General features: G+C 42.0%; 20 protein-coding genes. 13 read left to right on the top strand and 7 right to left on the bottom strand.

Going from position 1 to position 24146, the window contains the following annotated elements; genetic code table 11:
- The first annotated feature begins 346 nt into the window (after positions 1–346).
- The 5 genes from metX (at position 347) to DABAL43B_RS02370 (ending at position 5947) form a co-directional block, all read left to right on the top strand.
- Complete coding sequence (gene metX, locus DABAL43B_RS02390; RefSeq protein WP_197684677.1) at positions 347–1657, top strand: homoserine O-acetyltransferase MetX; 1311 nt, start codon at positions 347–349, stop codon at positions 1655–1657.
- Entirely contained in the window at positions 1654–2271 is a 618-nt protein-coding gene (metW, locus tag DABAL43B_RS02385; protein WP_079690907.1) for a methionine biosynthesis protein MetW, read from the top strand. The genes metX and metW overlap by 4 nt, the downstream gene beginning before the upstream one ends.
- A gap of 387 nt (positions 2272–2658) precedes the next feature.
- The gene (locus DABAL43B_RS02380) at positions 2659–3240 is read left to right on the top strand and encodes a tetratricopeptide repeat protein (protein WP_079690906.1); all 582 of its coding nucleotides are present in this window, start codon (positions 2659–2661) and stop codon (positions 3238–3240) included.
- Positions 3241–3526: 286 nt separating this feature from the next.
- On the top strand, positions 3527–4654 hold the full coding sequence (locus DABAL43B_RS02375) for an HNH endonuclease (RefSeq protein WP_079690905.1): 1128 nt from the start codon (positions 3527–3529) through the stop codon (positions 4652–4654).
- A gap of 237 nt (positions 4655–4891) precedes the next feature.
- Entirely contained in the window at positions 4892–5947 is a 1056-nt protein-coding gene (locus DABAL43B_RS02370; RefSeq protein ID WP_145952482.1) for a rhodanese-related sulfurtransferase, read from the top strand.
- A gap of 78 nt (positions 5948–6025) precedes the next feature.
- Here DABAL43B_RS02370 and DABAL43B_RS02365 read toward each other — a convergent pair whose 3' ends face one another.
- The 3 genes from DABAL43B_RS02365 to serA all read right to left on the bottom strand — a co-directional run bounded on the left by DABAL43B_RS02365 (position 6026) and on the right by serA (position 8865).
- Complete coding sequence (locus DABAL43B_RS02365; protein WP_079690904.1) at positions 6026–6559, bottom strand: DUF488 family protein; 534 nt, start codon at positions 6557–6559, stop codon at positions 6026–6028.
- Between the two features lie 298 nt (positions 6560–6857).
- On the bottom strand, positions 6858–7289 hold the full coding sequence (gene uraH, locus DABAL43B_RS02360; protein WP_197684666.1) for a hydroxyisourate hydrolase: 432 nt from the start codon (positions 7287–7289) through the stop codon (positions 6858–6860).
- A 349-nt stretch (positions 7290–7638) separates the two neighbouring features.
- Complete coding sequence (gene serA, locus DABAL43B_RS02355; RefSeq protein ID WP_079690903.1) at positions 7639–8865, bottom strand: phosphoglycerate dehydrogenase; 1227 nt, start codon at positions 8863–8865, stop codon at positions 7639–7641.
- Positions 8866–9252: 387 nt separating this feature from the next.
- Here serA and DABAL43B_RS02350 point away from each other — a divergent pair, with 387 nt between their 5' ends.
- The gene (locus tag DABAL43B_RS02350; RefSeq protein ID WP_079690902.1) at positions 9253–10695 is read left to right on the top strand and encodes an FAD-binding oxidoreductase; all 1443 of its coding nucleotides are present in this window, start codon (positions 9253–9255) and stop codon (positions 10693–10695) included.
- A 153-nt stretch (positions 10696–10848) separates the two neighbouring features.
- On the opposite strand, the gene DABAL43B_RS02345 is transcribed toward DABAL43B_RS02350, so the two are convergent.
- Positions 10849–11475 carry a BLUF domain-containing protein gene (locus DABAL43B_RS02345; RefSeq protein ID WP_079690901.1) on the bottom strand — a complete coding sequence of 209 codons (627 nt, stop codon included), beginning with the start codon at positions 11473–11475 and terminating at the stop codon, positions 10849–10851.
- Positions 11476–11993: 518 nt separating this feature from the next.
- Between DABAL43B_RS02345 and DABAL43B_RS02340 the strand changes: the two genes are divergently transcribed.
- From DABAL43B_RS02340 to DABAL43B_RS02330, 3 genes are all read left to right on the top strand, one after another.
- On the top strand, positions 11994–13631 hold the full coding sequence (locus DABAL43B_RS02340) for a carbon-nitrogen hydrolase family protein (protein WP_079690900.1): 1638 nt from the start codon (positions 11994–11996) through the stop codon (positions 13629–13631).
- Between the two features lie 132 nt (positions 13632–13763).
- A complete protein-coding gene (locus DABAL43B_RS02335) occupies positions 13764–14315 on the top strand; it encodes a protein disulfide oxidoreductase (protein WP_079693004.1) in 552 nt (183 codons plus the stop codon).
- 301 nt (positions 14316–14616) lie between these two features.
- The gene (locus DABAL43B_RS02330; RefSeq protein WP_079690899.1) at positions 14617–15024 is read left to right on the top strand and encodes a lysozyme inhibitor LprI family protein; all 408 of its coding nucleotides are present in this window, start codon (positions 14617–14619) and stop codon (positions 15022–15024) included.
- Between the two features lie 106 nt (positions 15025–15130).
- On the opposite strand, the gene ald is transcribed toward DABAL43B_RS02330, so the two are convergent.
- Complete coding sequence (gene ald, locus DABAL43B_RS02325) at positions 15131–16246, bottom strand: alanine dehydrogenase (RefSeq protein ID WP_079690898.1); 1116 nt, start codon at positions 16244–16246, stop codon at positions 15131–15133.
- A gap of 669 nt (positions 16247–16915) precedes the next feature.
- On the opposite strand from ald, the gene ileS reads away from it, so the two are divergent.
- Both ileS and lspA read left to right on the top strand, forming a co-directional pair.
- Entirely contained in the window at positions 16916–19774 is a 2859-nt protein-coding gene (gene ileS, locus DABAL43B_RS02320; protein ID WP_079690897.1) for an isoleucine--tRNA ligase, read from the top strand.
- Positions 19767–20384, top strand: coding sequence for a signal peptidase II (gene lspA / locus DABAL43B_RS02315; protein ID WP_171996312.1), 618 nt, complete (start codon positions 19767–19769; stop codon positions 20382–20384). Before ileS ends, lspA begins: the two co-directional genes overlap by 8 nt.
- A 125-nt stretch (positions 20385–20509) precedes the next feature.
- Here the strand turns inward: lspA and DABAL43B_RS02310 are convergent, their stop codons facing one another.
- A complete protein-coding gene (locus tag DABAL43B_RS02310) occupies positions 20510–21169 on the bottom strand; it encodes a DUF1294 domain-containing protein (protein ID WP_079690895.1) in 660 nt (219 codons plus the stop codon).
- 147 nt (positions 21170–21316) lie between these two features.
- On the opposite strand from DABAL43B_RS02310, the gene DABAL43B_RS02305 reads away from it, so the two are divergent.
- Positions 21317–21814 carry an FKBP-type peptidyl-prolyl cis-trans isomerase gene (locus tag DABAL43B_RS02305; RefSeq protein ID WP_079690894.1) on the top strand — a complete coding sequence of 166 codons (498 nt, stop codon included), beginning with the start codon at positions 21317–21319 and terminating at the stop codon, positions 21812–21814.
- A 42-nt stretch (positions 21815–21856) separates the two neighbouring features.
- Positions 21857–22897 (top strand): aldo/keto reductase, encoded by a 1041-nt coding sequence (locus DABAL43B_RS02300; protein WP_079690893.1) that lies wholly within the window; start codon positions 21857–21859, stop codon positions 22895–22897.
- A 131-nt stretch (positions 22898–23028) separates the two neighbouring features.
- Here the strand turns inward: DABAL43B_RS02300 and DABAL43B_RS02295 are convergent, their stop codons facing one another.
- Positions 23029–23829 (bottom strand): lysophospholipid acyltransferase family protein, encoded by an 801-nt coding sequence (locus DABAL43B_RS02295; RefSeq protein ID WP_079690892.1) that lies wholly within the window; start codon positions 23827–23829, stop codon positions 23029–23031.
- Positions 23830–24146: the final 317 nt, after the last annotated feature.

Below are 24146 nucleotides of genomic sequence, written 5' to 3'. Positions count from 1 at the left end.
GCCTATGCATTCCATTCGTTATTTAGCCACTATAAAAACTAAGCTTGAAAGACTGCGCTCGAAGGTTGTACTCATATGCGCATCGCCATACAATAGGCGAGCACATTATCAAAAGAATAGTGTAAATAAAACGCTTTTAGCTTAAACCATTTAAAAAATATCGGCAAAACGATTTGTCGATAGATTGCCCTTCTTATTTTATTGATGATTGTTGTCTTGCGAGGTAGCTTTGAACGCACGCCCTGATAATACCAGTGACCAGTTCTCCAAAGAAAAACCACATTCTGTTAGCTCAGTTAACGATGCTGATTCAGTTAGCTCAGTTGGCCCAGTTGGCTCAGTTGGCATTGTCACGCCACAGACTTTTCATTTCGCTGAGCCATTAACCTTGGAGTGCAACCGTACCCTGCCCTCGTTTGACCTGATAGTCGAAACTTATGGCACGCTGAATAGCGCTAAATCAAACGCGGTGCTGATTTGTCATGCCTTATCTGGCAGTCATCATGCAGCAGGTTTTCATAGTGCCGATGATAAAAAATCAGGCTGGTGGGACAATATGATTGGTCCTAATAAAGCTATTGATACCAATCGGTTTTTTGTCGTCTGTGTGAATAATATCGGCAGCTGCTTTGGATCGACAGGTCCAACAACCATTAATCCTGACAGTACAGCCGATGGCGATGAAGGACGCGCTTATGGTCCCGACTTTCCACTGGTCACGATTAAAGATTGGGTAAAGACCCAAGCTATGCTCTCAGACCGTTTGGGCATTGACGTTTGGCATGCCATCGTCGGTGGCTCAATGGGCGGTATGCAAGCCATGCAATGGGCAGTCGATTATCCTGATCGACTTAAGCGCTGTGTGGTGATTGCCTGTACACCAAAGCTCTCCGCACAAAACATCGCCTTTAACGAAGTCGCACGCCAGTCGATTTTATCGGATCCTGATTTTAAAGAGGGACGCTACCTGCAAGCCGGTACCTACCCTCGTCGCGGGCTTATTTTGGCGCGGATGGTTGGGCATATTACCTATTTAACCGATGACGCGATGAAAGCAAAATTCGGCCGTGATTTAAAATCGGGCAAGTTTATGTATGGTTACGATGTTGAGTTCCAAGTCGAAAGCTATCTCCGCTATCAAGGCGAACGCTTTAGCGAAAACTTCGATGCCAATACCTATTTGCTTATGACCAAAGCTCTAGACTATTTTGACCCGACGCGTGATTATCCGTTAACCTCATCTAATTCTGATTCTGTAAAAGTAGATTCTAGCGAGAATGAGATTGCAGAAACCTTAGCCGGCAGCACTGATATCGACAACATGAGTGAGAACAATCACCAAGAACTTACCGCGCTTAAAGCAGCCTTTGCTCATACTCAGTGCCAATATCTAATCGTGTCATTTACCACTGATTGGCGTTTTGCACCGGAGCGCTCGCAAGAGATTGTCGATGCATTGATGGCTACTGGCAAGCCGGTCAGCTATATTAATATCGATGCGCCACATGGCCATGACTCATTCTTATTTGATATTCCGCGTTATATGGGTGCTGTCAGAGGTTTTTTGACCGCACCATTTATGACTGATAACCAAGTAGAAAACAATCGTCAAAAAAACCATCAAAGCAGTCATCAAAAAGCAGGAGAGCGCTCATGAGAATGGATCATCAATTGGCTGAGCGCTGGATCGCACCGCACTCACATGTGCTGGACTTAGGCTGTGGTAATGGCGAGCTGCTCGCTCACTTGCAAAAAAATCGTGGCGTAACGGGCTACGGGCTTGAGATTGACGAAGAAAAAATCAATGAGGCGATTGCTAATGGTTTATCGATTGTCGAGCAAGATTTGAATGATGGTTTGGCGCGTTTCGCTGATAATAGCTTTGACACTGTCGTCATGGCGCGCGCACTACAAGCGGTTAAATCTCCTGATATATTATTACTCGATATGCTACGGGTTGCCCGTGAGGCCGTTATTACCTTTCCAAACTTTGCCCATTGGCAAAACCGTATTCATTTAGGACTTAAAGGTATCATGCCAGTTTCAGAGGCACTGCCGTATGAATGGTACAACACGCCAAATATCCATTTGTGTACCTTTAAGGATTTCGAAAAACTCTGCGCCCAACATGATATTCATATTATTAATCGCTTTGCTGTCAGTGATTCTGAAAAAGGGCATTCACCGCTGATGACAGCGTTGATACGCCAAGCGCCCAATCTGTTGGCAGATGTTGCTATTTATCGGGTGAGCAAACAAAAACCTGAATGATATTCGAGTTTTTGTACTATTTATTAAAGGTAATATTAGCGCTCATCAGTACCATTCTAACCTTAATATATTGTTAACTTATTCTTACGCTCAGGTAACTCTATGATTTTGTTGAGGACAATGAGGTATAAGTAAGCATTAAGTCATGTAATTAGTATTTGAGTTTCGTAAGCTTGGGTGTTAAGCTAGCAAAATAGTGTCAATCGCACCCCATTTATGACCATTTATCGGTTCGATGAAGGTCTATTGCCACACACAACGATTAAATATATTGCTAATAATTAGGTAAGTTTGTATTGCAAGATTTCACCTAATTGTTATCGCCGCCTAAACTCCTTTAGCGGTGCAACTTTTTTTGCTTATTAACTGCCTAATTTTGGAGCTGCTATGAAATTATTAAAAGCTGCGTTGTTCACTGCATTGTTTTCTTGTGCAGGTTTTGCCAACGCTGAGTTAATATCAAACGTGCCACTTGATACCTCACGTTTTGAGCTGATGCCTGTCAGTGAATTATCCAATCGTGCTGCTCAAGGTAATGATCACGCTCAGTTCTATTTAGCCAAGCGCCTACAGAAAGGCGAAGGTATTGCTCAAAATACCCAACAAGCTGTTCAGTGGTATACCAAAGCTGCGCAGCAAGGCGTTGCCCCTGCTCAACTGAATCTTGCCATCATGTACTTGCGCGGCGAAGGTGTCCAACCAAACCTACAACAAGCCCGTGTTTGGTTAGAAAAAGCGGCAATGCGTGGCGATAACCGTGCCAGCTATACGCTTGCATTGTTAGACGAGAAGCAAAAGAATCTCGTTGATGCTTATAAATGGTACGACTTGGCTGCTCGTGATGGCATGTTAGACGAAAAAGTCCGTAACAAAGCTCGCGGTAAAATTGGTCAGTTGGCATTGAACTTATCAAGCTCAGACATTGCTAGCGCTCGTAGTAAAGCAGATACTTGGTTTCAGAGTAAGTAAGTTTTAAAACACTTAGTAAATAGAAAAATCCAGCCTTTGAGCTGGATTTTTTATTATCTATAGTAGATTCACTTTAAAAAAGATACAGTGCTATTGGCTATAAATTTTTTGCAGCCTCTGTCACGCCTGCGAACAGCAAGCAAGAAAAAAATATAGTCAATAGGACGTTATTACAATCGTATCGCTTTTATTTTGAACTGACTATATTAACTGGGTGGACAAACCTCAACTAAATAGTACCTCTAAACCCACACCATTTTCTCATACGATAAATTAAAGGAATCTCATGACAGCAGCCACACCAACAATAGATCCGTACCTTTTTGAAAAACAATACGAAGCTTTTACGAAATTTGTAGAAGAAAAGTCAGGTGTACCTTTTGTGTCATTTGCTTCCCATCCCTATACTGATGAACAAGAGGGATATAAGTACCAAATATATAGAGCTGCTCGCGATAAGCTTTCTTTTCAAGCATGGAAAATTACTGATATCGGAAATGGTGAAATTATATCGGCCACTATTGAAGCCATTGAATTTCAAAATAATAATTTAGTTCCATGGCAAAACCGCTATGGCGATAAAAATCGGCCACATCAACCACTTTATGAAGCGGCTAACGACTCTGCAAAGGTAAAAGAAATTGAAACTGCCTTATTTAATCTTTACCACACATCGAATGATGAAAACTCATTTAATGAGATAATTAAAATTTTTGGAAGAAATTATTCTATTTTAGCTTACCTATACTTTATTAAAGACTCTTCGAAATACCTACCTATCGCGCCTACATATTTTGATAAAGCGTTTGCCCTATTAGGGGCAGATTTTAAAACAAATAAACGTTGTTCATGGGAAAATTACTTTGTTTATTTAAAATTGATTAATACTATTAAGACGATGTTAATTGAAGAGCTTGAAAATGAAGTTAGTTTGTTAGATGCTCACTCATTTACTTGGATGCTTTCTGCACAAATGGAAAAAGAAAATGCTCTTACAGATGTTAGTGGCTATTTAAATCTTAGCCGTACTGAAAGAGACTCTATTATAAAATCGCGTATTGGTCAGGGTCAATTCAGACAAAGTCTTATAAATTATTGGTCTGCTTGTGCTGTTACCGGCTGTGAGGAACAAAAGCTATTAAGAGCATCGCATATTAAACCATGGTCAAAGTCTGAAGATATAGAACGCCTTAGTCTTTATAATGGTTTACTTTTATCACCCAATTTAGATTTATGTTTTGACGCTGGTTTCATCAGTTTTGATAATCTAGGTCATATACTAATTTCGCATAAAATGAATATAACCGATCTTGAAGCTTTATCGATTAACAAAGATATGAAATTATCAATTATTTCACCTGAACATGAAAAGTACCTGCAATACCATAGAGAACATATTTATAAGGAATATTAATACAGCCACTAGAATATTTATAGAAAGCTAAGTTTTTTACTGGGCTTTTTTGTGTTCTATAGTTGCTCTACTCAATCTAAGTTGAATAAAACATTTCGACAAATCTATAAAAACCCTTCAAAATTTGCTACACTGCGCCAGTATTTTGCAATTCCACAATTGCGCCAATGTTATAAAACCATCAAACACCTTAAACCCAATGCACTAGGTTTGCGACCTAGCCAGCAGGAGAAAAACATGAGTACCTCACAGACTACTAACGTCAAAGCACCAACCCATGCGACTGAATACGACAGCGTCACTAATAACATCGTGGTTGCCGCTTTATATAAATTTACGCGCTTTGCCGACTTTGAGCAGTATCGCGAGCCAATTTTAAATAATATGCTTGATAACGATGTCAAAGGTACCTTATTAATCGCAAGCGAAGGCATTAACGGCACGATTTCTGGCACCCGCCAAGGGATTGATCACGTCCTTGAATATCTGCGTAGTATCGATGCAATTGGCAGCTTTACTTTTAAAGAATCTTATACCGACGCCCAGCCTTTTTATCGCACTAAAGTGAAGCTAAAAAAAGAAATCGTCACCATGGGCGTAGAGAATATTGACCCATTACAATCGGTTGGGCGCTATGTCAAACCAAGCGATTGGAATGCGCTAATCTCAGATCCTGACGTTATCCTCATTGACACGCGTAACGACTATGAAGTGCAAATTGGTACTTTCAAAAATGCGGTCAATCCAAATACAGAAACGTTCCGCGAGTTCCCAGAATACGTAGCAAAAGAGCTAGATCCGACTAAACATAAAAAAGTCGCCATGTTCTGTACTGGTGGTATCCGCTGTGAAAAGTCTACGGCGTTTATGCGTGAGCAAGGCTTTGAAGAGGTGTATCATCTAGAAGGCGGTATTTTAAAATATCTAGAAGAAATCCCTGCCAGTGAATCTATGTGGGAAGGCGATTGCTTCGTTTTTGACAACCGTGTGTCAGTCAATCACAACTTAGAAAAAGGCAGTTATGAGCAGTGTTTTGCTTGTCGTATGCCGATTACTCAAGATGAGATACAAAGCCCCGCCTATATCAAAGGCGAATCGTGCCCGCACTGTATCGATAAAGCGACCGAAGAGCAAAAAGCACGCTTCCGTGAGCGTGAGCATCAAATGCAGCTGGCGAAAAAACGTGGTGAGGCGCATATCGGTAGCGATGTAATTGACGTGATTGAGAAGCGTAAAGCGGCTAAAATCGAAGCTCGCCGTCAAGCGGAAGCTGCCAATAAAGCCAAAGCTTAACGGCGTTGAGGTTTATTGAATAATAATTGTAAAAAAAGAGGTCACTAGCGCCTCTTTTTTTTGTCTCTTTTATTTATATTATACCGCTGGATAAACCACCTGGCCTTGACTATTTAGCTCAGCCCCTAGTGTTGGCTTGGCAGGATCTAAGCGACCAACGCCCATAATATGCTCTACCCTATTGCCTCTAAGCAGTAAATAATCGGTAATGATACGCCGATGACAACGCCACCATACCGCTTCAGAACACATAAGGGTAAGGCGCTGTTTTTTCCCGAGTTGAATGAGTTGGTCAAGGGCCGCTTGAAAAGTATCACTTAACGCATAATCCGCATAGTTATGAAAAGCTTGCACGCGCCATAGATTATTAATGTGTTCATCGACTTGTTTTTGTTTTGGACGTCGCCCACCAAGGTCGGCGCAGTGCTGATAACTGATGCCAACTTGACTGAGCGCTTGCGGAAAAGTATCGATATTAAAATCAGGGTTGGTGCGAGAACGGGGAAAGCTGCGCACATCAACGAGCAGTTCGATATCGGCTGCTTGAAGCATGTCAATCAGCTCATCAAGGCTACGGGTCGAATGTCCAATCGTATAAAATGTGGTGGTCATGAGTTAAGCCATTGTCGCATTGTCGTTTTGAATTTTGCTGTTATAGTCTTGTTCTGCATGGTCTTATCCTGAATTGTCCAATGGTTTTGCTCATTCAATATTAACCAGCTTGAACTTGCTCAATCAGTAGGACTTTTGTAGGACTATCATGGTCAAAGGCTGCTAACGCGGCAAAACTGATCAAAGCAAAGTAGAGTGACCTAAACCTTTACTGCTTATAATGATACCCAGCATAAAAAAAGAGACGCTCAATTAAGCCCCTCTTTTTGACGTTTACAATGCGTTTTATCGAATACGATCAGCTGCCGCGATAAGTACTATAGCCATAGGCTGATAAAGTAATTGGCACATGGTAATGCTTGTCGCCTTCGATATTGAAGTTCACTTCAACATAAGGATAAAACGACTTTAAACCTTTATCTTGAAAATATGGCGTGGTTTCAAAAATCAGTTTATAAGTACCATCATGCTGTACGCCAGCTTCATTAGGCAAAAAAGTCCCAATACGACCATTGGCATCGGTCTTTTGCGTATTCACTAGTTTCCAGCTACCAGTCTTCTCTTGCATCATCAATCTTACATTGACGTCCGGTGCAGGCTTGCCCGTACTGATATCTAAAATATGGCTAGATAACTGATACTTGTCTTGATCGCCTGCCGCGTAACTTGCTGTCGCCGTCATAGCCAATACGCTACCAAGCGCAGCCGCTTTAATTATACTTGCTTTCATAAAAACCCCTATCTAAGTTTAATTTGAGAACACTTTTGATTTGAGAACACTAAGGACTAATCATAAAAATTTACTTATAAAGTAATTCGATAAAAATACTTATCTTCTAGCTATTATAAGACCTAAATATTAAGCATATTAGCGATACAGGCGTTTAGTATAAGTTATCATAGCTGCGTTATTGTAAAGAAAATGTTAACTTATATGATGAAGTTTCATGGTAAGTAATATTTGTATTAACGATTATTTAAGACAAAAAAATAGCAGACAATTTATTAAATTGCCTGCCATTCATATAACGACGATAAGTGCAAATTAGCTATAGATGTGCTTCAAACAAAAGATATGCCTAAAACAAAATACGCACGCGAATCGTTTCTTCAACATCTTTAAGTTGGTCTAGAGCAGCTGTTGAGTCGTTATAATCTACATCCATAACGAGGTAGCCGACATCACCTTCGGTCATCAGGCTTTGTGCTAAGATATTAATATGCGCCTCAGCAAACAAGCGGTTAATCTGTGACAGTACGCCTGGGACGTTTTTATGGATATGCAGCAGACGATGCGAGCCCTCTTTAAACGGTACAGAAACTTCTGGGAAGTTGACGGCAGTCGCAGTATCGCCTTGGTCAGAATATCTCACGAACTTCTCTGCCACTTCTAGTCCGATATTGGCTTGCGCTTCTTGCGTTGAACCGCCGATATGCGGAGTCAAGATGACATTATCAAACTTACGTAATGGCGATTCAAACTCTTCGTCAGCAGATTTTGGCTCTTTTGGGAACACATCAATCGCTGCGCCTAACACTTTACCAGACTCAAGCACGTCGGCAAGATCATCAATCTCGACACAAGTACCGCGAGCGGCGTTGATAAAGTAGCTGCCGTCTTTCATTTGCGCGAACTGCTCAGCTTTCATCATATAGCGTGTGCTTGCTACATCAGGTACGTGCAAGGTCACGATGTCAGCGGTAGATAGTAGCTCTTCTAAGCTGCCAACTTGTACCGCATTACCCAATGGTAGCTTGGTTAAGACATCATGGTAAATGACTTTCATACCAAAGCTTTCGGCCAATACAGACAACTGCGAACCAATAGAGCCGTAACCGACGATACCGATGGTTTTGCCGCGCACTTCATGTGAGTTAGTCGCCGACTTACCCCAACCGCCACGATGAACGGTCGCATTCTTTTCAGGGATACCGCGATATAGCATGATGGCTTCGGCAAGTACTAATTCAGCGACCGAACGGGTATTTGAATAAGGAGCGTTAAAGACCGGAATACCGAACTCACGAGCGGCGTCCAAGTCTACTTGGTTAGTACCGATACAAAAGCAGCCAATACCGATCAGTTTTTCTGCATGCGCAAGCACTTCACGGGTCAACTGGGTACGTGAGCGAATGCCGATAAAATGAGCATCTTTAATCTTTTCGATTAGCTCATCTTGATCCAATGCATGGCTGATATTTTCGATGTTTTGATAACCAGCATTTTGCAATATTTTTAAGGCATTGTCGTGCAGACCTTCAAGCAATAAAAACCGGATTTTGTCTTTTTGGAGTGATAACGCCATATGAGAACTGTCCTATAATTGTCTTATAAAAATCATCAGTGGGATAAGCTATGATGGATGAAACGAAAACAGTCCGGATATCTTACACAAAATTCGACAGCTATGTTAGCAGATTAGATGAATTATTGGTTATCAAGCCTGAAAACTTTTTATGCTATAGTGAATAATTCTATCCAAAGGTGATTCAACAATCTTTTTATGCTTTGAAGCCATAGATAGATGCAAGCTCATATCGCTCTCTCGTTGCTACATCCGCTAAATTCCAATAATATACATCTTTTATATCAGACTAATAATACACACAGCTACACACGTTCAGTTATAGCCATTTAGTTATATAATAATCCCCTTTATGCATAGCGCTTACGTTTATACCGAGATTTGACCATGACCTCTTTATCTAGCCAAACCCTATCTGACACCCATGCAGCCGCTGTTCAAACTATTCTAAACACGTTGATTGATAGCCATCAATTTGATGCCAGCCAAATCAAAACTGACAATGAAAGCTTAGAGCATTGGGGCAAGGACTGGACCAAGCATTTCGCGCCTGCTGCTGCGGCTATTGTCTTTCCAAAAACCACCGAGCAAGTACAAGCGATTGTGCTACTTGCCAATGAGCACAATGTGGTCTTGACGCCAAGTGGTGGTCGTACTGGCTTGTCTGCGGGCGCAGTCGCCGCTAATGGCGAGATTGTCGTCAGTATGGATAAAATGAACCATATTGGAAAATTCTATCCTGCCGATCGCATGGTTGAGATTGAAGCAGGTGTGGTCACTCAGCAGTTGCAACAGTTTGCTGAATCAAAAGACCTTTACTACCCTGTCGACTTTGCTTCAGCAGGCTCAAGTCAAATCGGCGGTAATATCGGCACCAATGCCGGTGGTATCAAGGTTATTCGCTATGGCATGACCCGTCAATGGATCATGGGGCTGACCGTTGTCACTGGTAAAGGCGATATCTTGCACCTCAATCGCGGTATGGTGAAAAACGCTACGGGCTATGACTTGCGTCAATTGTTTATCGGTAGTGAAGGTACGCTGGGGTTGGTGACTCATGCTCAAATCAAGCTTGAGCGTCAGCCGCAAGACTTAAACGTTATGGTGCTTGGCATGGACAGCTTTACCGATGTCATGAATGTCCTATCAGCCTTTCAAGCGAAAATTGATTTAACCGCTTTTGAATTTTTTGATGATGTGGCGATTGATAAGCTCATGGCACATGGTCAAGTACAAGAGCCGTTTGAGTCGCGTACCAAGTTTTATACACTGCTAGAGTTTGAAGCGCCATACGAGCCTATCATGGATAAAGCAATGGCGATATTTGAGGATTGCATGGAGCAAGGCTGGGTCGTTGATGGGGTCATGAGCCAAAGCTTGGCGCAAGCCGAGGAGCTATGGAAGCTACGCGAATATATCTCTGAAACCATCTCAGTATTTACACCTTATAAGAACGATGTATCCGTACTCATCAGCTATGTACCCGACTTTATCAATGAGATTGATCATATTGTCAGCAGCAACTACCCTGACTTTGAAGTTTGCTGGTTCGGTCATATCGGCGATGGTAATTTGCATCTGAATATCTTAAAGCCTGAAAACATGAGTAAAGACGATTTCTTTGCAGAATGTCAGATCGTTAATAAATATGTGTTTGAAACGGTAAAAAAATATGGTGGCTCAGTATCTGCTGAGCATGGCGTTGGTATGACCAAAAAACCGTATCTCAATTATAGCCGCAGCGAGACTGAGATTGATTATTTAAGAGAGGTCAAAAAAGTCTTTGATCCCAATAATATTATGAACCGTGGGAAAATTTTTGATATGTGAGTATTCATTTAATTATTAAAGTAATGAACAAGCTGGCATAAAAAATGACGCTAAACATAATGGTTTAGCGTCTTTTTTATTCGGTCACTTTTATAAGATAACTTTTATACAATCTAAATGGTCATTTTCGCCATATGAATTATATTTATAACGCTATAAATATAACAATATCAGCGCCACCACCAGTAACACGCTTAAAAAGCCTTGAACGATTAAAAAGGCTTGGTGTGGCGCAGCGATATGACGCATCATATTGCCCATCGCGTTATAAGTAATGCCTGCTGCATTGATATGCGGTGGACTATCAAAGGCTTTAATGGTTTGCAAAAACTGCTCAGTACGCTCAGGCGTCCAACCATGAGGCGCAAACGGTAAAAATGGTGACAGCTGCGCGGCTTGTTTCTTGGTAGCGGGCGACCATAGCCAACGCTCCAAAAACAATAAGCGCATACGCCAGTCAGAGAAGCTACGCTGTTTGATGGCTTTTAGTAATAGTACCTGAACATTTTTGTGGCGTTTATCAGCAAAAATATTCTGCGTTAAGGCCGATACTTTTTCTTTTTCACCTTCGATACATTGTAGAAAATGCCCATTGCCGTAACATAACGTTCCTGTAATGCCTTGCCGCTCATTGTAATCACGCGCATGACCTTCTACCTCGTCAAATATCGTCGCATTCAAACGTGATCCAATCGTCAGGCTGCTGACATACACCAACTGCACCAGTGCGGCGTCTTCTATTTTGTCTAATTTGCTAAGTGCAGTAGTGTGAGATGGCATCGTTTAAAATCCTTAAAAGGTCACTGTTAAATATGACCGAAAAAATAAGCTAAATAAAATTACGCCTGAGCTAATAAACTACTGCGTCAACAAAATACTAAACTCATAAAAAATAGTGATTCACAAAAACCTAGCAAATATTTACGACGCTTGACTGTCATTGACGAATGAGCTTGGTATCATACCCATCGCAGTCAGAACTGAAAGTATGGTCGATTCACTTTAAAAGTAAGAAAATGCCACTTGCAAACTGGCAAAGACACCTCATTAAAATTAATGATATGAGATTGAGGTTTTATAACTCATTGTAAATACAGAGATAAATGATTGTAACGATTCTCTAAGAGTATTGGTATAATTTTCTCGACATTTCTTGGCATTGTTACATGAAAAACTGTGCCCTTGGGGTTGCCTTTAGCGATTGCATTCACCTAAAGAGTAATACCACGGCGTGTGATCCCTTATTTATTAACATTAATTTATTAACACCCGTTATTGAAACAACAGACAGGAACATTATGAGCAAGATAGAAAAACCAGATGACTTTCATCTAACGATTGCTGAGATTAAGAAAAAAGACTACCCACAATTAAAAGCATTGATGGATCGCGTCTATGTAAACTTAGGCGGTTCATGGTCTAAAACAACGATCAATACCTTGATTGATGCGTTCCCTGAAGGTCAGATCGCTTTGTTTGACCATGATAAGCTGATTGGTATCGTACTATCCATGCGCGTCGATTACACCAAGTTTTCTAATCCGCATACCTACGATGATTTAATTGGGCAAAAAGAAATTATTAGAGATAATCCTGAAGGCGATGCAATATATGGTCTAGATGCACTCATTGACCCTGAATATCGTGGTTATCGCCTAGGTCGTAGGCTTTATGATGCACGTAAAGAGCTATGCCGTCAGCTGAATTTCCGCGCTATTTTGGCCGGTGGTCGTATCCCTAATTATCATAATCATCAAGACCTCACACCGGGCGAATATATTGAGGCCGTTGCGGCTCGTGAGATTCACGACTCTGCGCTGTCTTTTCAATTATCAAATGGTTTTATCGTCAAACGTATTTTGACTGCTTATTTGCCTGATGACAAACAATCTAAAGGCTTTGCGACCTTACTTGAGTGGGCAAATATTTATTATGAGCCAAAAGACTATAAGCCTAATACTCGCAAATCTGAGGTACGTATTGGCGGGATTCAGTGGCAGATGCGTGAGGTTGAGTCACCTGAAGAGCTACTGCAACAAGTTGAGTTCTTTGTCGATATTATGGCTGATTATAACTCTGACTTTGCCTGCCTACCCGAGTTTTTTAACGCGCCATTGATGGGGTTATGTGAATCGACGGATCAAAACGTCGCCATTCGCTTTTTGGCAGGATATACCGAGTGGTTCAAAAACGAGATATCGCATCTGGCCGTCAGCTATAACGTCAACGTGATCTGCGGCTCTATGCCTCTGCTCGATGAAGATGATACCTTGTACAATGTCAGCTATCTTTGCCGCCGCGATGGTACGGTTGAAGAGCAGCGAAAAATTCATATTACCCCACATGAGCGTAACGCTTGGGTCATCGAAGGCGGTGATGAGGTAAAAGTATTTGATACTGATGCCGGTCGTATTGGCATCTTGGTTTGCTATGACGTCGAGTTCCCTGAGCTTGCCCGCCTAATGGCACTCGATGATATGGATATTTTGTTCGTACCATTTTGGACAGATACCCAAAACGGCTATTTACGTGTACGCCACTGTGCGCAGGCACGCGCGATTGAAAACGAATGCTATGTGATGATTTGCGGTTCAGTAGGTAACTTACCGCAAGTTGAAAGTTTAGATATTCAGTATGCACAGTCGTCTATTTTTTCACCATCAGATTTTGCCTTCCCACATGATGCGATTATGGCGGAAACAACGGCGAACACTGAAATGGTATTCTTCTCTGACTTGAACTTAGACAAGCTTATCCACGTGCGCAACGAAGGCTCGGTACATAACCTTCTTGACCGCCGTGATGATTTGTATAGTTTGAAATGGAAACGAAAAGCCAAAATTTCAGCGAGCAAATTAACGGACAAAGAACGCCTTGAAAACTCTGGCAGTGTCCTTCTTGGTGATCCATTACAAGACCGCGCGCAAAAGTCTTAATTGGTTCATTTAAAAGTCGTACATTAACCTTGTACTAAAAACTACCTAATAGCATTTGTGAATAATACGGCTGACCCTTCAGCCGTTTATTTTTATCTATTAAAAAACACTGAGAGCAAAAAAGCAGCCACTATGACGACTGATATTGAAAGCAAAAAAGAAAAACCTAACAAGACACCTAAGCAAAAAGCATTGTCGATCATTAAAACTGTGCTGTTATATGGCTTGGTATTTATGGTGATTTATACCGCCATCAACTGGTGGCGACAGCCGGTCACGCCCGCCAATCCGCAGTTGCAATTAACAGACTATCAAGGGCAGACCGTTGATTTGGCAGCGCTGAGTCAGGATAAACCAACACTGGTATATTTTTGGGGAACTTGGTGCCCTGTATGCCGTGTCACCTCGCCGACTATTAATACGTTGGCAGCAGAAAATAATTATCCTATCGTCACTATCGCCATAAAGTCAGGCTCTGACCAAGAGCTAGACAGTTATCTCAATGAGCATAACTATAACTTTACGACGATTAATGATCAAGAAGGGCTTATCTTTGACGATTGGCAAGGACAAGTCACGCCTTCTTATGTGATATTAAAAGATGGTGAAATGACCCAAGGGCTTACTGGTATTCAGCCTAAATGGTCACTGAAATTGCGATTATGGCTGTCGTCAGTTTTTTAATTTTCAAAAATCAGTTTTACTATGCTGATGGCATTTTTGATTTACCTCTATAGTCAGTTCAAAATAAAAGCGATACGATTGTAATAACGTGCTATTGCTATAATTTTTTCTTGCTTGCTGTTCGCAGGCGTGACAGAGGCTGCAAAAAATTTATAGCCAATAGCACTGTATCTTTTTTAAAATGAATCTACTATATCTACTTCATTTTAAATAAATGATAGAAAGCCCAAGCTCATTAATTGGCAAACATTTGCTATAATAAACTTTCGTTTAATCTTAATAATGGATTTGAGGTTTGAAAATGAATTTTAAGAATACTGGTATCACAATAGTTACTGCTGTGTTCATTAGCATCTTAAGCGTGACTTCAGCAAATGCTGAACTTAAAGATTATTATAGTGAATGTATGAGCAAATATAAGACTATAAATAATTCTAAAATTTATGAATGTACTGGATATGCCGATCAAAAATACAAAAGTACGATGAATAAGGCTTACAATAAAATCTATAAATCTCTTAAAGTTAATGGACGAGATTCCACTGATGCAGAAAGTTTTGAAAAATCACAGCTCGGTTGGCTAGATTATCGTGATCAACAGTGTGGTCTAGAAGGGATGTATATTGGTAGTCCAGCACTGCCGCTTTGTGTATCATCTAAAAATAAAGAGCGCGCTGAAGAATTAATGAATTTCTCAGAAAACTTTTAAAAAGATATTCTTCTGAAACATATCAAAAACTGAATCTCAAACTAAAAACCTGCCAATCATTTGACTGGCAGGTTTTTCATATACTTAGGGCGTATTTAATAATATGCTAGCTAACTAACGAATCAAGCTGCTTATACTCATAATCCAGCGCCTCTGCAACTGCTTTATAAGTCATATGACCTTGAGTGGTATTTACGCCTTTTGCCAAAGCGGCATTGTCATTACAAGCCTTTTTAAAGCCTTTTTTGGCAAGGGCTTGTATATACGGTAAGGTAACGTTAGACAACGCTATGGTTGAGGTGCGTGGTACTGCCCCAGGAATATTCGCCACGGCGTAATGAATAATGCCATGCTTGGTATAAGTCGGATTATCATGAGTGGTGATTCGATCCGTGGTTTCAAATAAACCGCCCTGATCAATCGCAATATCGATAATAACACCGCCATCATTCATATCTTTAACCATCTGTTCAGTGACCAGCTTCGGTGTGGCCGCACCCGGAATTAATACCGCGCCAATGACCAAATCACTGTCTCTCACGCTATCGGCGATATTGACTTTGTTGGATATCAGCGTCTGCACATTATTGCCAAACATCTCCGATAGTTGTTTAAGGCGCTTGGGATCAAGATCCAGAATGGTGACGCTAGCATGTAGACCAACCGCGATTTTTGCCGCTTCAGTACCCGATACACCGCCGCCTATAATGGTAACCCTACCCTTTTTTACGCCTGGCACGCCGCCGAGCAGCATGCCTTTACCGCCATAAAAAGACTGCAAAAACTGCGCGCCTATCTGCGTACTCATCCGTCCAGCGATCTCACTCATCGGCGTCAATAGCGGCAACGAGTTATCCGCCAGCTGTACTGTCTCATAGCCAATTGCCGTGACTTTATTGTCAATTAATACCTTGGCAAGCTCTGGTTCATTAGCCAAATGCAAATAGGTAAATAAGATTAAGTCGTCCGTTAAGTATTGATATTCGTCAGCTTGTGGTTCTTTTACTTTAATAATCAGCTCTACGTCCCATACTTCAGCAGCGCTATTCGCAATGGTTGCGCCCGCTTCTTTATAGTCATCATCCGTAAACTGCGATCCCATACCGGCCTCAGTCTCGACAATGACGTCATGACCATCATCGACCAAAGCACTGACGCCGTTTGGGGTTAGACCAATGCGGTTTTCGTTATTCTTTGTTTCCTTCGGAATACCTATTTTCATAACTGCTCCATGTTATATTATTTAAGATAAAATAGATAAATTCATAGCAACGTGCTACGAGCATTATTTTTTAATTAATGCTCCCATGCGCGCTAGACGCTACAAAAAATCCATACTAGTAGGCGTATGTTGTATTTCTTTAAATCGAATTAAATCGGATATGATAATTAATGTGGATTAAAATTAATGAATAAAAAACGCTTCAATCAAAAACGACGATAAACTACTGGGAGTAGGGATTATCTGAGGATAGTGATATGATGCTGTCTTGCACTTAAAAACAGCTTAGATATTGATTGCTCTATCTTTATTATCACTTTTATTAGCGTAGCAGATATAAAATAAGTAGCAATCGCTAGTTACTTAAATTTTGTGACTGGTTTTGGCGGACGTAATTGCGATACTGGTCAGCTCTTTTTACCCTACTGTTTTTGTCATATAATAGCTGACGTTATCTTTATCTACTTTCCGCCTGTTTTAATAGCTGTATGTTATGTTGCATTCATCTCATGAGCATTTATGATTGATTTGATTATTTTATAAGCAACTGATAAGTAAAAAAGACCCCTGTTATTAAACATCAATCCCAGTATTAGCTTGAGTTTTGCAACCACCTTTAAACAAATTTTTCAATTTACATTTTCATCACTATTTTAAAAGACGCCTTCTATGACTGATAAAAGTTCTGATACACCAAGCCACGATTATAAAGACACCTTAAATCTTGCCGATACGCCATTTGCGATGCGCGCAAACCTTGCCAAACGTGAGCCTGATTGGCTAGCTGCTTGGGAAGCGGATGATGTGTACGGTAAAATTCGTCAGGCACGTACTGGGGCGACCAAATATATTTTGCACGATGGCCCTCCCTACGCCAATGGTCAGATTCACTTGGGTCACGCGGTCAATAAAGTACTAAAAGACATTATCGTCAAGTCAAAAACCTTGTCTGGTTTTGATGCACCTTATGTGCCTGGTTGGGACTGTCATGGTTTGCCTATCGAGCAAAAAGTTGAAGCCAAACACGGTAAAGTTGGACAAAAGGTTTCTGCAACCGAATTTCGTGGTTTGTGCCGTGAATATGCCAGTACGCAGATTGAGCTACAAAAGGCAGACTTCAAACGTCTTGGCGTGTTTGGTGATTGGGACAATCCTTATCTAACCATGAACTTCCATCAAGAGGCCAACATCGTCCGCGCGCTTGCCAAAATTCATGACAATGGTCATGTGACTCGCGGTATGAAGCCGGTCAACTGGTGCTTGGACTGTAGCTCTGCTTTAGCTGAGGCCGAAGTTGAATATCAAGATAAAGTTTCTGACGCTATTTATGTCAGCTTTGATATTGTAGACAGCGACAAGGTTACGGCATTGGCTGAGATAGATGGCAACATCGCTGCCGTTATCTGGACGACGACGCCTTGGACTTTACCAGCTAACCAAGCCATCTCGGTACATCCTGAGCATGACTATAGTGTGGTCGCCACTGAAAACGGCAACTTACTACTGGCAACTGACTTGGTCGAGTCGGCGTTAAGTGAATTTAAACTTGATAATAAAGGCATCCTAGCTACGGTATCAGGTCGCGAGCTTGAAGGTCTGCATGCTCAGCATCCATTAATTACAGAACGCCAAGTGCCATTAATCTTAGGCGATCACGTGACGACTGACAGCGGTACTGGTCTGGTACATACCGCACCTGGTCATGGTCTTGACGATTATATCGTTGGTCTAAAATATGACTTGCCTGTTGAAAATCCGGTTAGTGGTACGGGCGTCTATCTAGAAAGCGCGGCGGTATTTGCTGGTGAGCACATTTATAAAGCCAATCCAAAAATCATCGCGGCTCTACATGATAACGGTCACTTAATCAATCATACTAAAATTGAGCACAGCTATCCGCATTGCTGGCGTCATAAGTCGCCTATTATCTTCCGTGCGACGCCGCAGTGGTTTATCAGCATGGAAACCAAAGGCTTACGTGAGCGTGCGCTTGCCGATATTCCAACAGTCAATTGGACACCAGCATGGGGACAAAATCGCATTGAATCCATGATGAATGGTCGCCCAGACTGGTGTATTTCGCGCCAGCGTACATGGGGTGTACCGATTGCTTTCTTTACCCATAAAGAAACAGGCGAGCTGCATCCAAATACCCTAGAGTTAATGGAAACTGCCGCACAGAAAATCGCAGAAGGCGGTGTTGAAGCTTGGTTTGATGCCAGCTGTGAAGATTTCTTGGGCAGCGAGGCCGCTGACTATGATAAAGCGACTGATACGTTGGACGTTTGGTTTGACTCAGGTACGACGCATTTTGCCGTACTTGAACAACGTGACGAGTTGACCAATCCAGCTGATTTGTATTTAGAAGGCTCTGATCAACATCGTGGCTGGTTCCAGACGTCATTACTGACCTCAGAAGCCATGTACGGACGCCCGCCGTTTAAGCAAGTATTGACTCACGGTTTTGTCGTCGACGAAAATGGTCGCAAGATGAGTAAGTCACTTGGCAATATCATCACCCCGCAAGAAGAGATTAATAAAACCGGTGCGGATATGTTACGCCTATGGATTGCGTCTAGCGATTACCGTTATGAGATGAACGCTGGTAAAACGGTGTTTAAAGGTGCAATCGATATGTATCGCCGCATCCGTAATACCCTGCGTTTCTTGCTTGCCAATACCGATGATTTTGATCCAGCAACCAACAGCGTCGATATCAATGAATTGGTCAGCCTTGATAAGTTTATCATTGAACGTGCGCAAACGGTACAAGCACAAATCATTAGTGCTTATGATGCGATGGACTTTCACCAAGTCACGCAACATATCACGGCGTTTTGTTCGCAAGATTTGGGCAGCTTCTATTTAGATATTATTAAAGACCGTCAATACACTACTCAAACCGATGGTCAACCGCGCCGCTCTGCGCAAACGGCTATTTATCATATCGTCCAAGCACTCATTCGCTGGATCACACCGATTTTGTCATTCACTGCGCAAGAAGCGTGGGAAGTATTGCAAGGTAACAATGGTGGTGAAGCCGGCTATGTATTTACGGAAGAGTGGTATGTATTCCCAGAGTTTGAGCTAAGCGCTATCAGCAACGATGACTGGCAACGTATCATGCTGGCGAAAGATATGGTTAATAAGCATATCGAAACGGCGCGCGGTGAAAAAATCATCAACGCTAACCTATCTGCCGACGTCAGTCTTTATGCTGATGGCGCCATGCATGAAAGTCTAGCCAAGCTTGGTGAAGAGCTGCGCTTTGTACTTATTACCAGTAATGCAACCTTAAAGCCTTTGAGCGCTGCCCCTGTTAATGCAGTAAGCACAGACGAGCAAGCAGACAGCAGTAGCACAGCGGTCGTCGACTTAGTAGTAGAGGTCAGCGCTGCAGCTGGCACCAAGTGTGTGCGCTGTTGGCACATCCGTGATGACATTGGTACCGATAGCACGCATCCAGAATTATGTGCCCGCTGCGCAACCAACGTCAGCGGCGATGGCGAGGTGCGTCACTATGCCTAATTCAACAGAAAACAATAAGCCGCATGTTGCAGTCGACAATACACCTAAGCCTGCGCATGCGACAACAGGTAACTCATCGATACCTAAAGGACGGCTGAATAAGACGCCAAAGATTGTTGCTAATGGCAGTCGCGCCTTTGTCTGGTATCTACTGTCGCTGGTCGTAATCATCTTTGATCAGTGGACGAAATGGCTGGCTGAAACCAAGCTGACCTTTCATGAGCCAGTGCCTGTCATCGAACCTTTTCTTAATTGGACATTGGCATATAACTACGGCGCTGCCTTTAGCTTTTTGGCAGATGCTGGCGGTTGGCAAAAGTGGTTTTTTTCTGGTCTCGCACTGGTGATGTCATTATTCTTAATCGGTTATCTCATCAAAGCGCCACGCCAAGCTAAGCTGTTATCTATCGGTTTGGCCTTAGTACTTGGTGGTGCGATAGGTAATTTGATTGACCGCTTGCTACATGGTCACGTCATCGACTTTATTCATGTACATTACGCGGACGTTTGGCATTATCCTATTTTTAATATTGCTGATATTGGCATTTCTATTGGTGTCGCACTGATTATTATTGATATGCTGTTTTTGGAAGGTAAGCGTAATAAATAAGTAAATTGATGTCAATTAGCGAAAATAAAAGCCCCGTCATAGAATGCTATGGCGGGGCTTTTTTATAAGAGTTTGATCCTTATCTACTACAGCCCCTAAAAATTTAATAAAGAACCAATTCTTGCTCACAACAACCCTGCAAAAAACGCCCGACCACCGCCCGCCAATATAAACAACAACCCCGCCATATTAATCATTACGGTTAAATAATAAGCGATACGAAACTCAGGCTTTTGTGACTTATGCCTCAAGTAAGTTTGTGCGACCATTGCACCGACCCAGCCACCAAGCGCACTTAACAGATGCAAGGTTGATTCAGACGTGCGCCAATCGTTATTTTGAGCGGCAGCTTTGTCTTTGGCATACATTGCATAGGTTATGATTCCCAATGCCGCATACCAAGCAACGACTAGCCAGCTTAGCTTATTCATGACCGTCAATAAAATTAAGACGCCATAAAAGCCAACACCGAGGAACAAGCGTTTCTTTTGTCCTGCTTCAAACTCTGCTTGCGCACTACGTTTATGATTACGCTGGCGGATTTGTTTGTTTTTTTGTGCCATTTTTTGTTGTACAAAGCTCAGCTCTTGTACGTCTTTGGCCTGCATGCGCCCTTGATTGTCTTGCCCAGACGTAAAGACGACCTGCTCACCGATATTAGGTCGACGGCGTGCTTTAAACTCATTGATATGAAAAAACACTGAGTCACCATTCTCAGTTTCAATAAAGCCAAAGCCCTTATCATCTTGCCATTTTTTAATCTGACCTTGTTGTTTATTTGCCATCGATATGCCCGCCCTCTTTTAGATTCGCCAAACATATTACACTATTTGCGTTACACTATTTACGCTTACATGCTTTCGCAGATGGCTTATCATTTCTTACAGTATTCTCAACCCGACTCCCTATTCTAACAAGAGGTAGCTTTTACTATGTCCGACTCACAATTTATCACTCCCAATGAAGACACACGTATCACCTTTGGCAGCCTCGTTAAGCTACATTTTGAAGTATCATTAGAAAATGGTACGGTGATTGACTCAACCTTTAGCCGTGACACGCCTGTCACCTTGACCATAGGCGATGAAAGCTTGTTACCCGGTTTTGAGCAAGTTCTAATGAACCTGCGTGCTGGTGATACGCGCTCCGCTCACCTTGAGCCAGAGCAAGCGTTTGGTGAGTGGAATTCTAACAATATCCAACGCTTTAGCCCTACCCAGTTTGCGCTCATCGCTGAAAATCCTGAGATTGGCATGCTGATAGAGTTTGAAGACAAAGGTAAAAACACCCTGCCTGGTACGATTAGCGCTATCAATGATGACGAAATCGAAGTGGATTTTAACCACCCTCTTGCTGGACAATCCGTGCTATTTAAAATTAAAGTCTTTCAAGTAACGCCACCGGGTGTCACTGGTATCAAGCTAATTTAGAATGAAAAATTGATTTATATTAGAATAAAAAAGGATAAACAGATGCAATATCAAACACTGCCACAACTTGATGAAAAAGTTTCCAAAATTTGCTTAGGGACGATGACTTGGGGCCAACAAAACAGCGAAAGCGATGCACATGCGCAAATGGATGTGGCGCTCAGCGAAGGCGTGAACTTTTGGGACACCGCCGAGATGTATCCGTCACCGCCGGATAAAGACAAACAAGGTGATACCGAACGCTTTATGGGTACTTGGTTTCATAAAACCAAACAGCGCGACAAAGTCATTCTCGCCAGCAAGATGTCACCGATGGATTTCTTACGTGATGGGCAGACGCGTTTTAATGCTGAACACATTAGTAGCGCCATCGATGGCAATCTTGAGCGTTTGCAAACTGATTATATCGATATCTATCAACTGCATTGGCCTGAACGTCAAGCAAACTTTTTTAGCCAACGCGGTTATACTGAAGAGATGGTAGCGCAATCACTGGACGATTTAACGCCCTTTTTAGAGACCATTCAAGCGTTAAATAATGAGATTAAAAAAGGTCGTATTCGTGCTTATGGGTTGTCGAATGATACCGCTTGGGGACTGATGCGTTATTTATGGGAAGCGGATAAAAATGGCTTAATTGCGCCTATTACTGTGCAAAATCCTTATAGTTTATTAAATCGCTTATATGAAGTTGCTATGGCAGAAATTGCGCATCGTGAGAATGTTGGTTTACTCGCTTACTCACCGCTTGGCTTTGGCGTATTGTCTGGCAAATATCTTGATGGCAAACGCCCAACCGGCGCGCGGCTCACTATGTATGATCGCTTTGCGCGTTATACCAATGAGCAAGCACTGTCAGCCACTGCTCAATATGCCAAAATCGCGGCGGATGCCGGTTTAGATATGGCGCAAATGGCATTAGCTTTTGTCAATTCGCGCTCGTTTGTCACAAGCAACATCATTGGTGCTACCACTATTGAGCAGCTAAAATCTAATATTGATAGTATCCATGTAACGTTAAGCTCAGATGTATTAGAGGCTATCGAAGCGGTACATACGCAGCACCCTAATCCATCACCTTAGTTTAATACAACTTAGACGCTCATAACCTGAGGATTAAATCAGTCATAGTGCAAAGAAAAAGGCGCAAATCGCTAGGTCTATCACTGCGATTTGCGCCTTTCTCCTGCTCTTTTACCAGTCTTAAAAAAATCTTATGCTTTTACTACTTTCGTTAATACTCGCGAATGTAGTTCAGCTAAGCCTTCTTGCATACGTGACTGTAATAAATTCGTCAGCTGACTTTTATTCAACCCTTTGGGATCTATTGGCTCAAGTGGCAATACATAGGCGGTAACATCCTTAGTATCGAGCACCTTTTTTATGCTCTCTTTCATCGTAAGCTTACCGAAATAAGGTAATGCTTCACTCAGGGTGCCGTCTTTATTGACATAAGCAATTACCAGCGGGCGCACAGGTACGTCAGCATCTATCGCCGCTTGTAATAAGGTACCATGAATACGCTTAATTTTTTTACCGTCTGTCGTGGTTGCCTCAGGAAAAAACATTACTGAGAAGCCTTTAGTTAAAAAACTGGCAATTTGCGCTGCAACCGAGCCTGCATCACCAGAACCACGCTCAATAAAAACCGTGCCTGCCGCCTGCGCCAACTTACCAAATATAGGCCAATCACCAATTTCAGCTTTGGATAAAAAGAAGGCAGGGCTTACCGTACCGACCACAGGGATGTCCATCCATGACACGTGATTAGACACCCATAGCCCATGATGTTGCTCTACCCGCTCAACGGCAATGACCTTTACACCAAAAGAGCCTGCCATTTTTCGGCAAAAAGTTTGGATATAGCGTGGCAGTGTTTCGCGTGGTGGCTGTTTAAAAGCCCCGATACGTTGGGCGGCGCGCAGTCCGCCAGCGATAGTCGTGGTCATGCCAGCAATTTGTTTGCCGCGACCCAATTGCTGTTTGAGTGAAAAGCCTGACTTAGATTGGCTCATCTGTGTCCCTCGTGGTTGAAAACTTATGATTATATATCGTAAACAAGCGCAATGAGTATAACAAAGTTTATTCAGTCAGTGACGATTTGTTCACTGAGTTATGAATGGTTTTTGTTAGCGCTTTGATTCAGTCTCCTATCGCTCAATTTGTATTTTATCATCATTAAAAAAGCTAATAATGGTAGTAGCCACTATGACGACAGAACATTTAATAATTAACCTTGTAACATAAAACCATCGCTAATTGTGCTAGTACGCTTTAATATTAAGTGATGAGACCACATATATATGGTCATATGAACGCTATATCGACGTTT

The organism is Psychrobacter sp. DAB_AL43B, assembly GCF_900168255.1.
Taxonomy (GTDB): domain Bacteria; phylum Pseudomonadota; class Gammaproteobacteria; order Pseudomonadales; family Moraxellaceae; genus Psychrobacter.
This window is presented reverse-complemented; position numbering and strand designations above follow the sequence as displayed.

Bases quoted from the DNA above. Each gene is read 5' to 3' on its own strand.
- metW (WP_079690907.1), top strand. From the start codon at position 1,654: ATGAGAATGGATCATCAATTGGCTGAGCGCTGGATCGCACCGCACTCA.
- DABAL43B_RS02340 (WP_079690900.1), top strand. From the start codon at position 11,994: ATGAGCAAGATAGAAAAACCAGATGACTTTCATCTAACGATTGCTGAG.
- DABAL43B_RS02365 (WP_079690904.1), bottom strand. From the start codon at position 6,559: ATGACCACCACATTTTATACGATTGGACATTCGACCCGTAGCCTTGAT.
- DABAL43B_RS02300 (WP_079690893.1), top strand. From the start codon at position 21,857: ATGCAATATCAAACACTGCCACAACTTGATGAAAAAGTTTCCAAAATT.
- DABAL43B_RS02370 (WP_145952482.1), top strand. From the start codon at position 4,892: ATGAGTACCTCACAGACTACTAACGTCAAAGCACCAACCCATGCGACT.
- DABAL43B_RS02310 (WP_079690895.1), bottom strand. From the start codon at position 21,169: ATGGCAAATAAACAACAAGGTCAGATTAAAAAATGGCAAGATGATAAG.
- DABAL43B_RS02375 (WP_079690905.1), top strand. From the start codon at position 3,527: ATGACAGCAGCCACACCAACAATAGATCCGTACCTTTTTGAAAAACAA.
- uraH (WP_197684666.1), bottom strand. From the start codon at position 7,289: ATGAAAGCAAGTATAATTAAAGCGGCTGCGCTTGGTAGCGTATTGGCT.
- serA (WP_079690903.1), bottom strand. From the start codon at position 8,865: ATGGCGTTATCACTCCAAAAAGACAAAATCCGGTTTTTATTGCTTGAA.
- DABAL43B_RS02295 (WP_079690892.1), bottom strand. From the start codon at position 23,829: ATGAGCCAATCTAAGTCAGGCTTTTCACTCAAACAGCAATTGGGTCGC.
- ald (WP_079690898.1), bottom strand. From the start codon at position 16,246: ATGAAAATAGGTATTCCGAAGGAAACAAAGAATAACGAAAACCGCATT.
- DABAL43B_RS02305 (WP_079690894.1), top strand. From the start codon at position 21,317: ATGTCCGACTCACAATTTATCACTCCCAATGAAGACACACGTATCACC.
- ileS (WP_079690897.1), top strand. From the start codon at position 16,916: ATGACTGATAAAAGTTCTGATACACCAAGCCACGATTATAAAGACACC.
- DABAL43B_RS02335 (WP_079693004.1), top strand. From the start codon at position 13,764: ATGACGACTGATATTGAAAGCAAAAAAGAAAAACCTAACAAGACACCT.
- DABAL43B_RS02330 (WP_079690899.1), top strand. From the start codon at position 14,617: ATGAATTTTAAGAATACTGGTATCACAATAGTTACTGCTGTGTTCATT.
- lspA (WP_171996312.1), top strand. From the start codon at position 19,767: ATGCCTAATTCAACAGAAAACAATAAGCCGCATGTTGCAGTCGACAAT.
- DABAL43B_RS02380 (WP_079690906.1), top strand. From the start codon at position 2,659: ATGAAATTATTAAAAGCTGCGTTGTTCACTGCATTGTTTTCTTGTGCA.
- DABAL43B_RS02350 (WP_079690902.1), top strand. From the start codon at position 9,253: ATGACCTCTTTATCTAGCCAAACCCTATCTGACACCCATGCAGCCGCT.
- DABAL43B_RS02345 (WP_079690901.1), bottom strand. From the start codon at position 11,475: ATGCCATCTCACACTACTGCACTTAGCAAATTAGACAAAATAGAAGAC.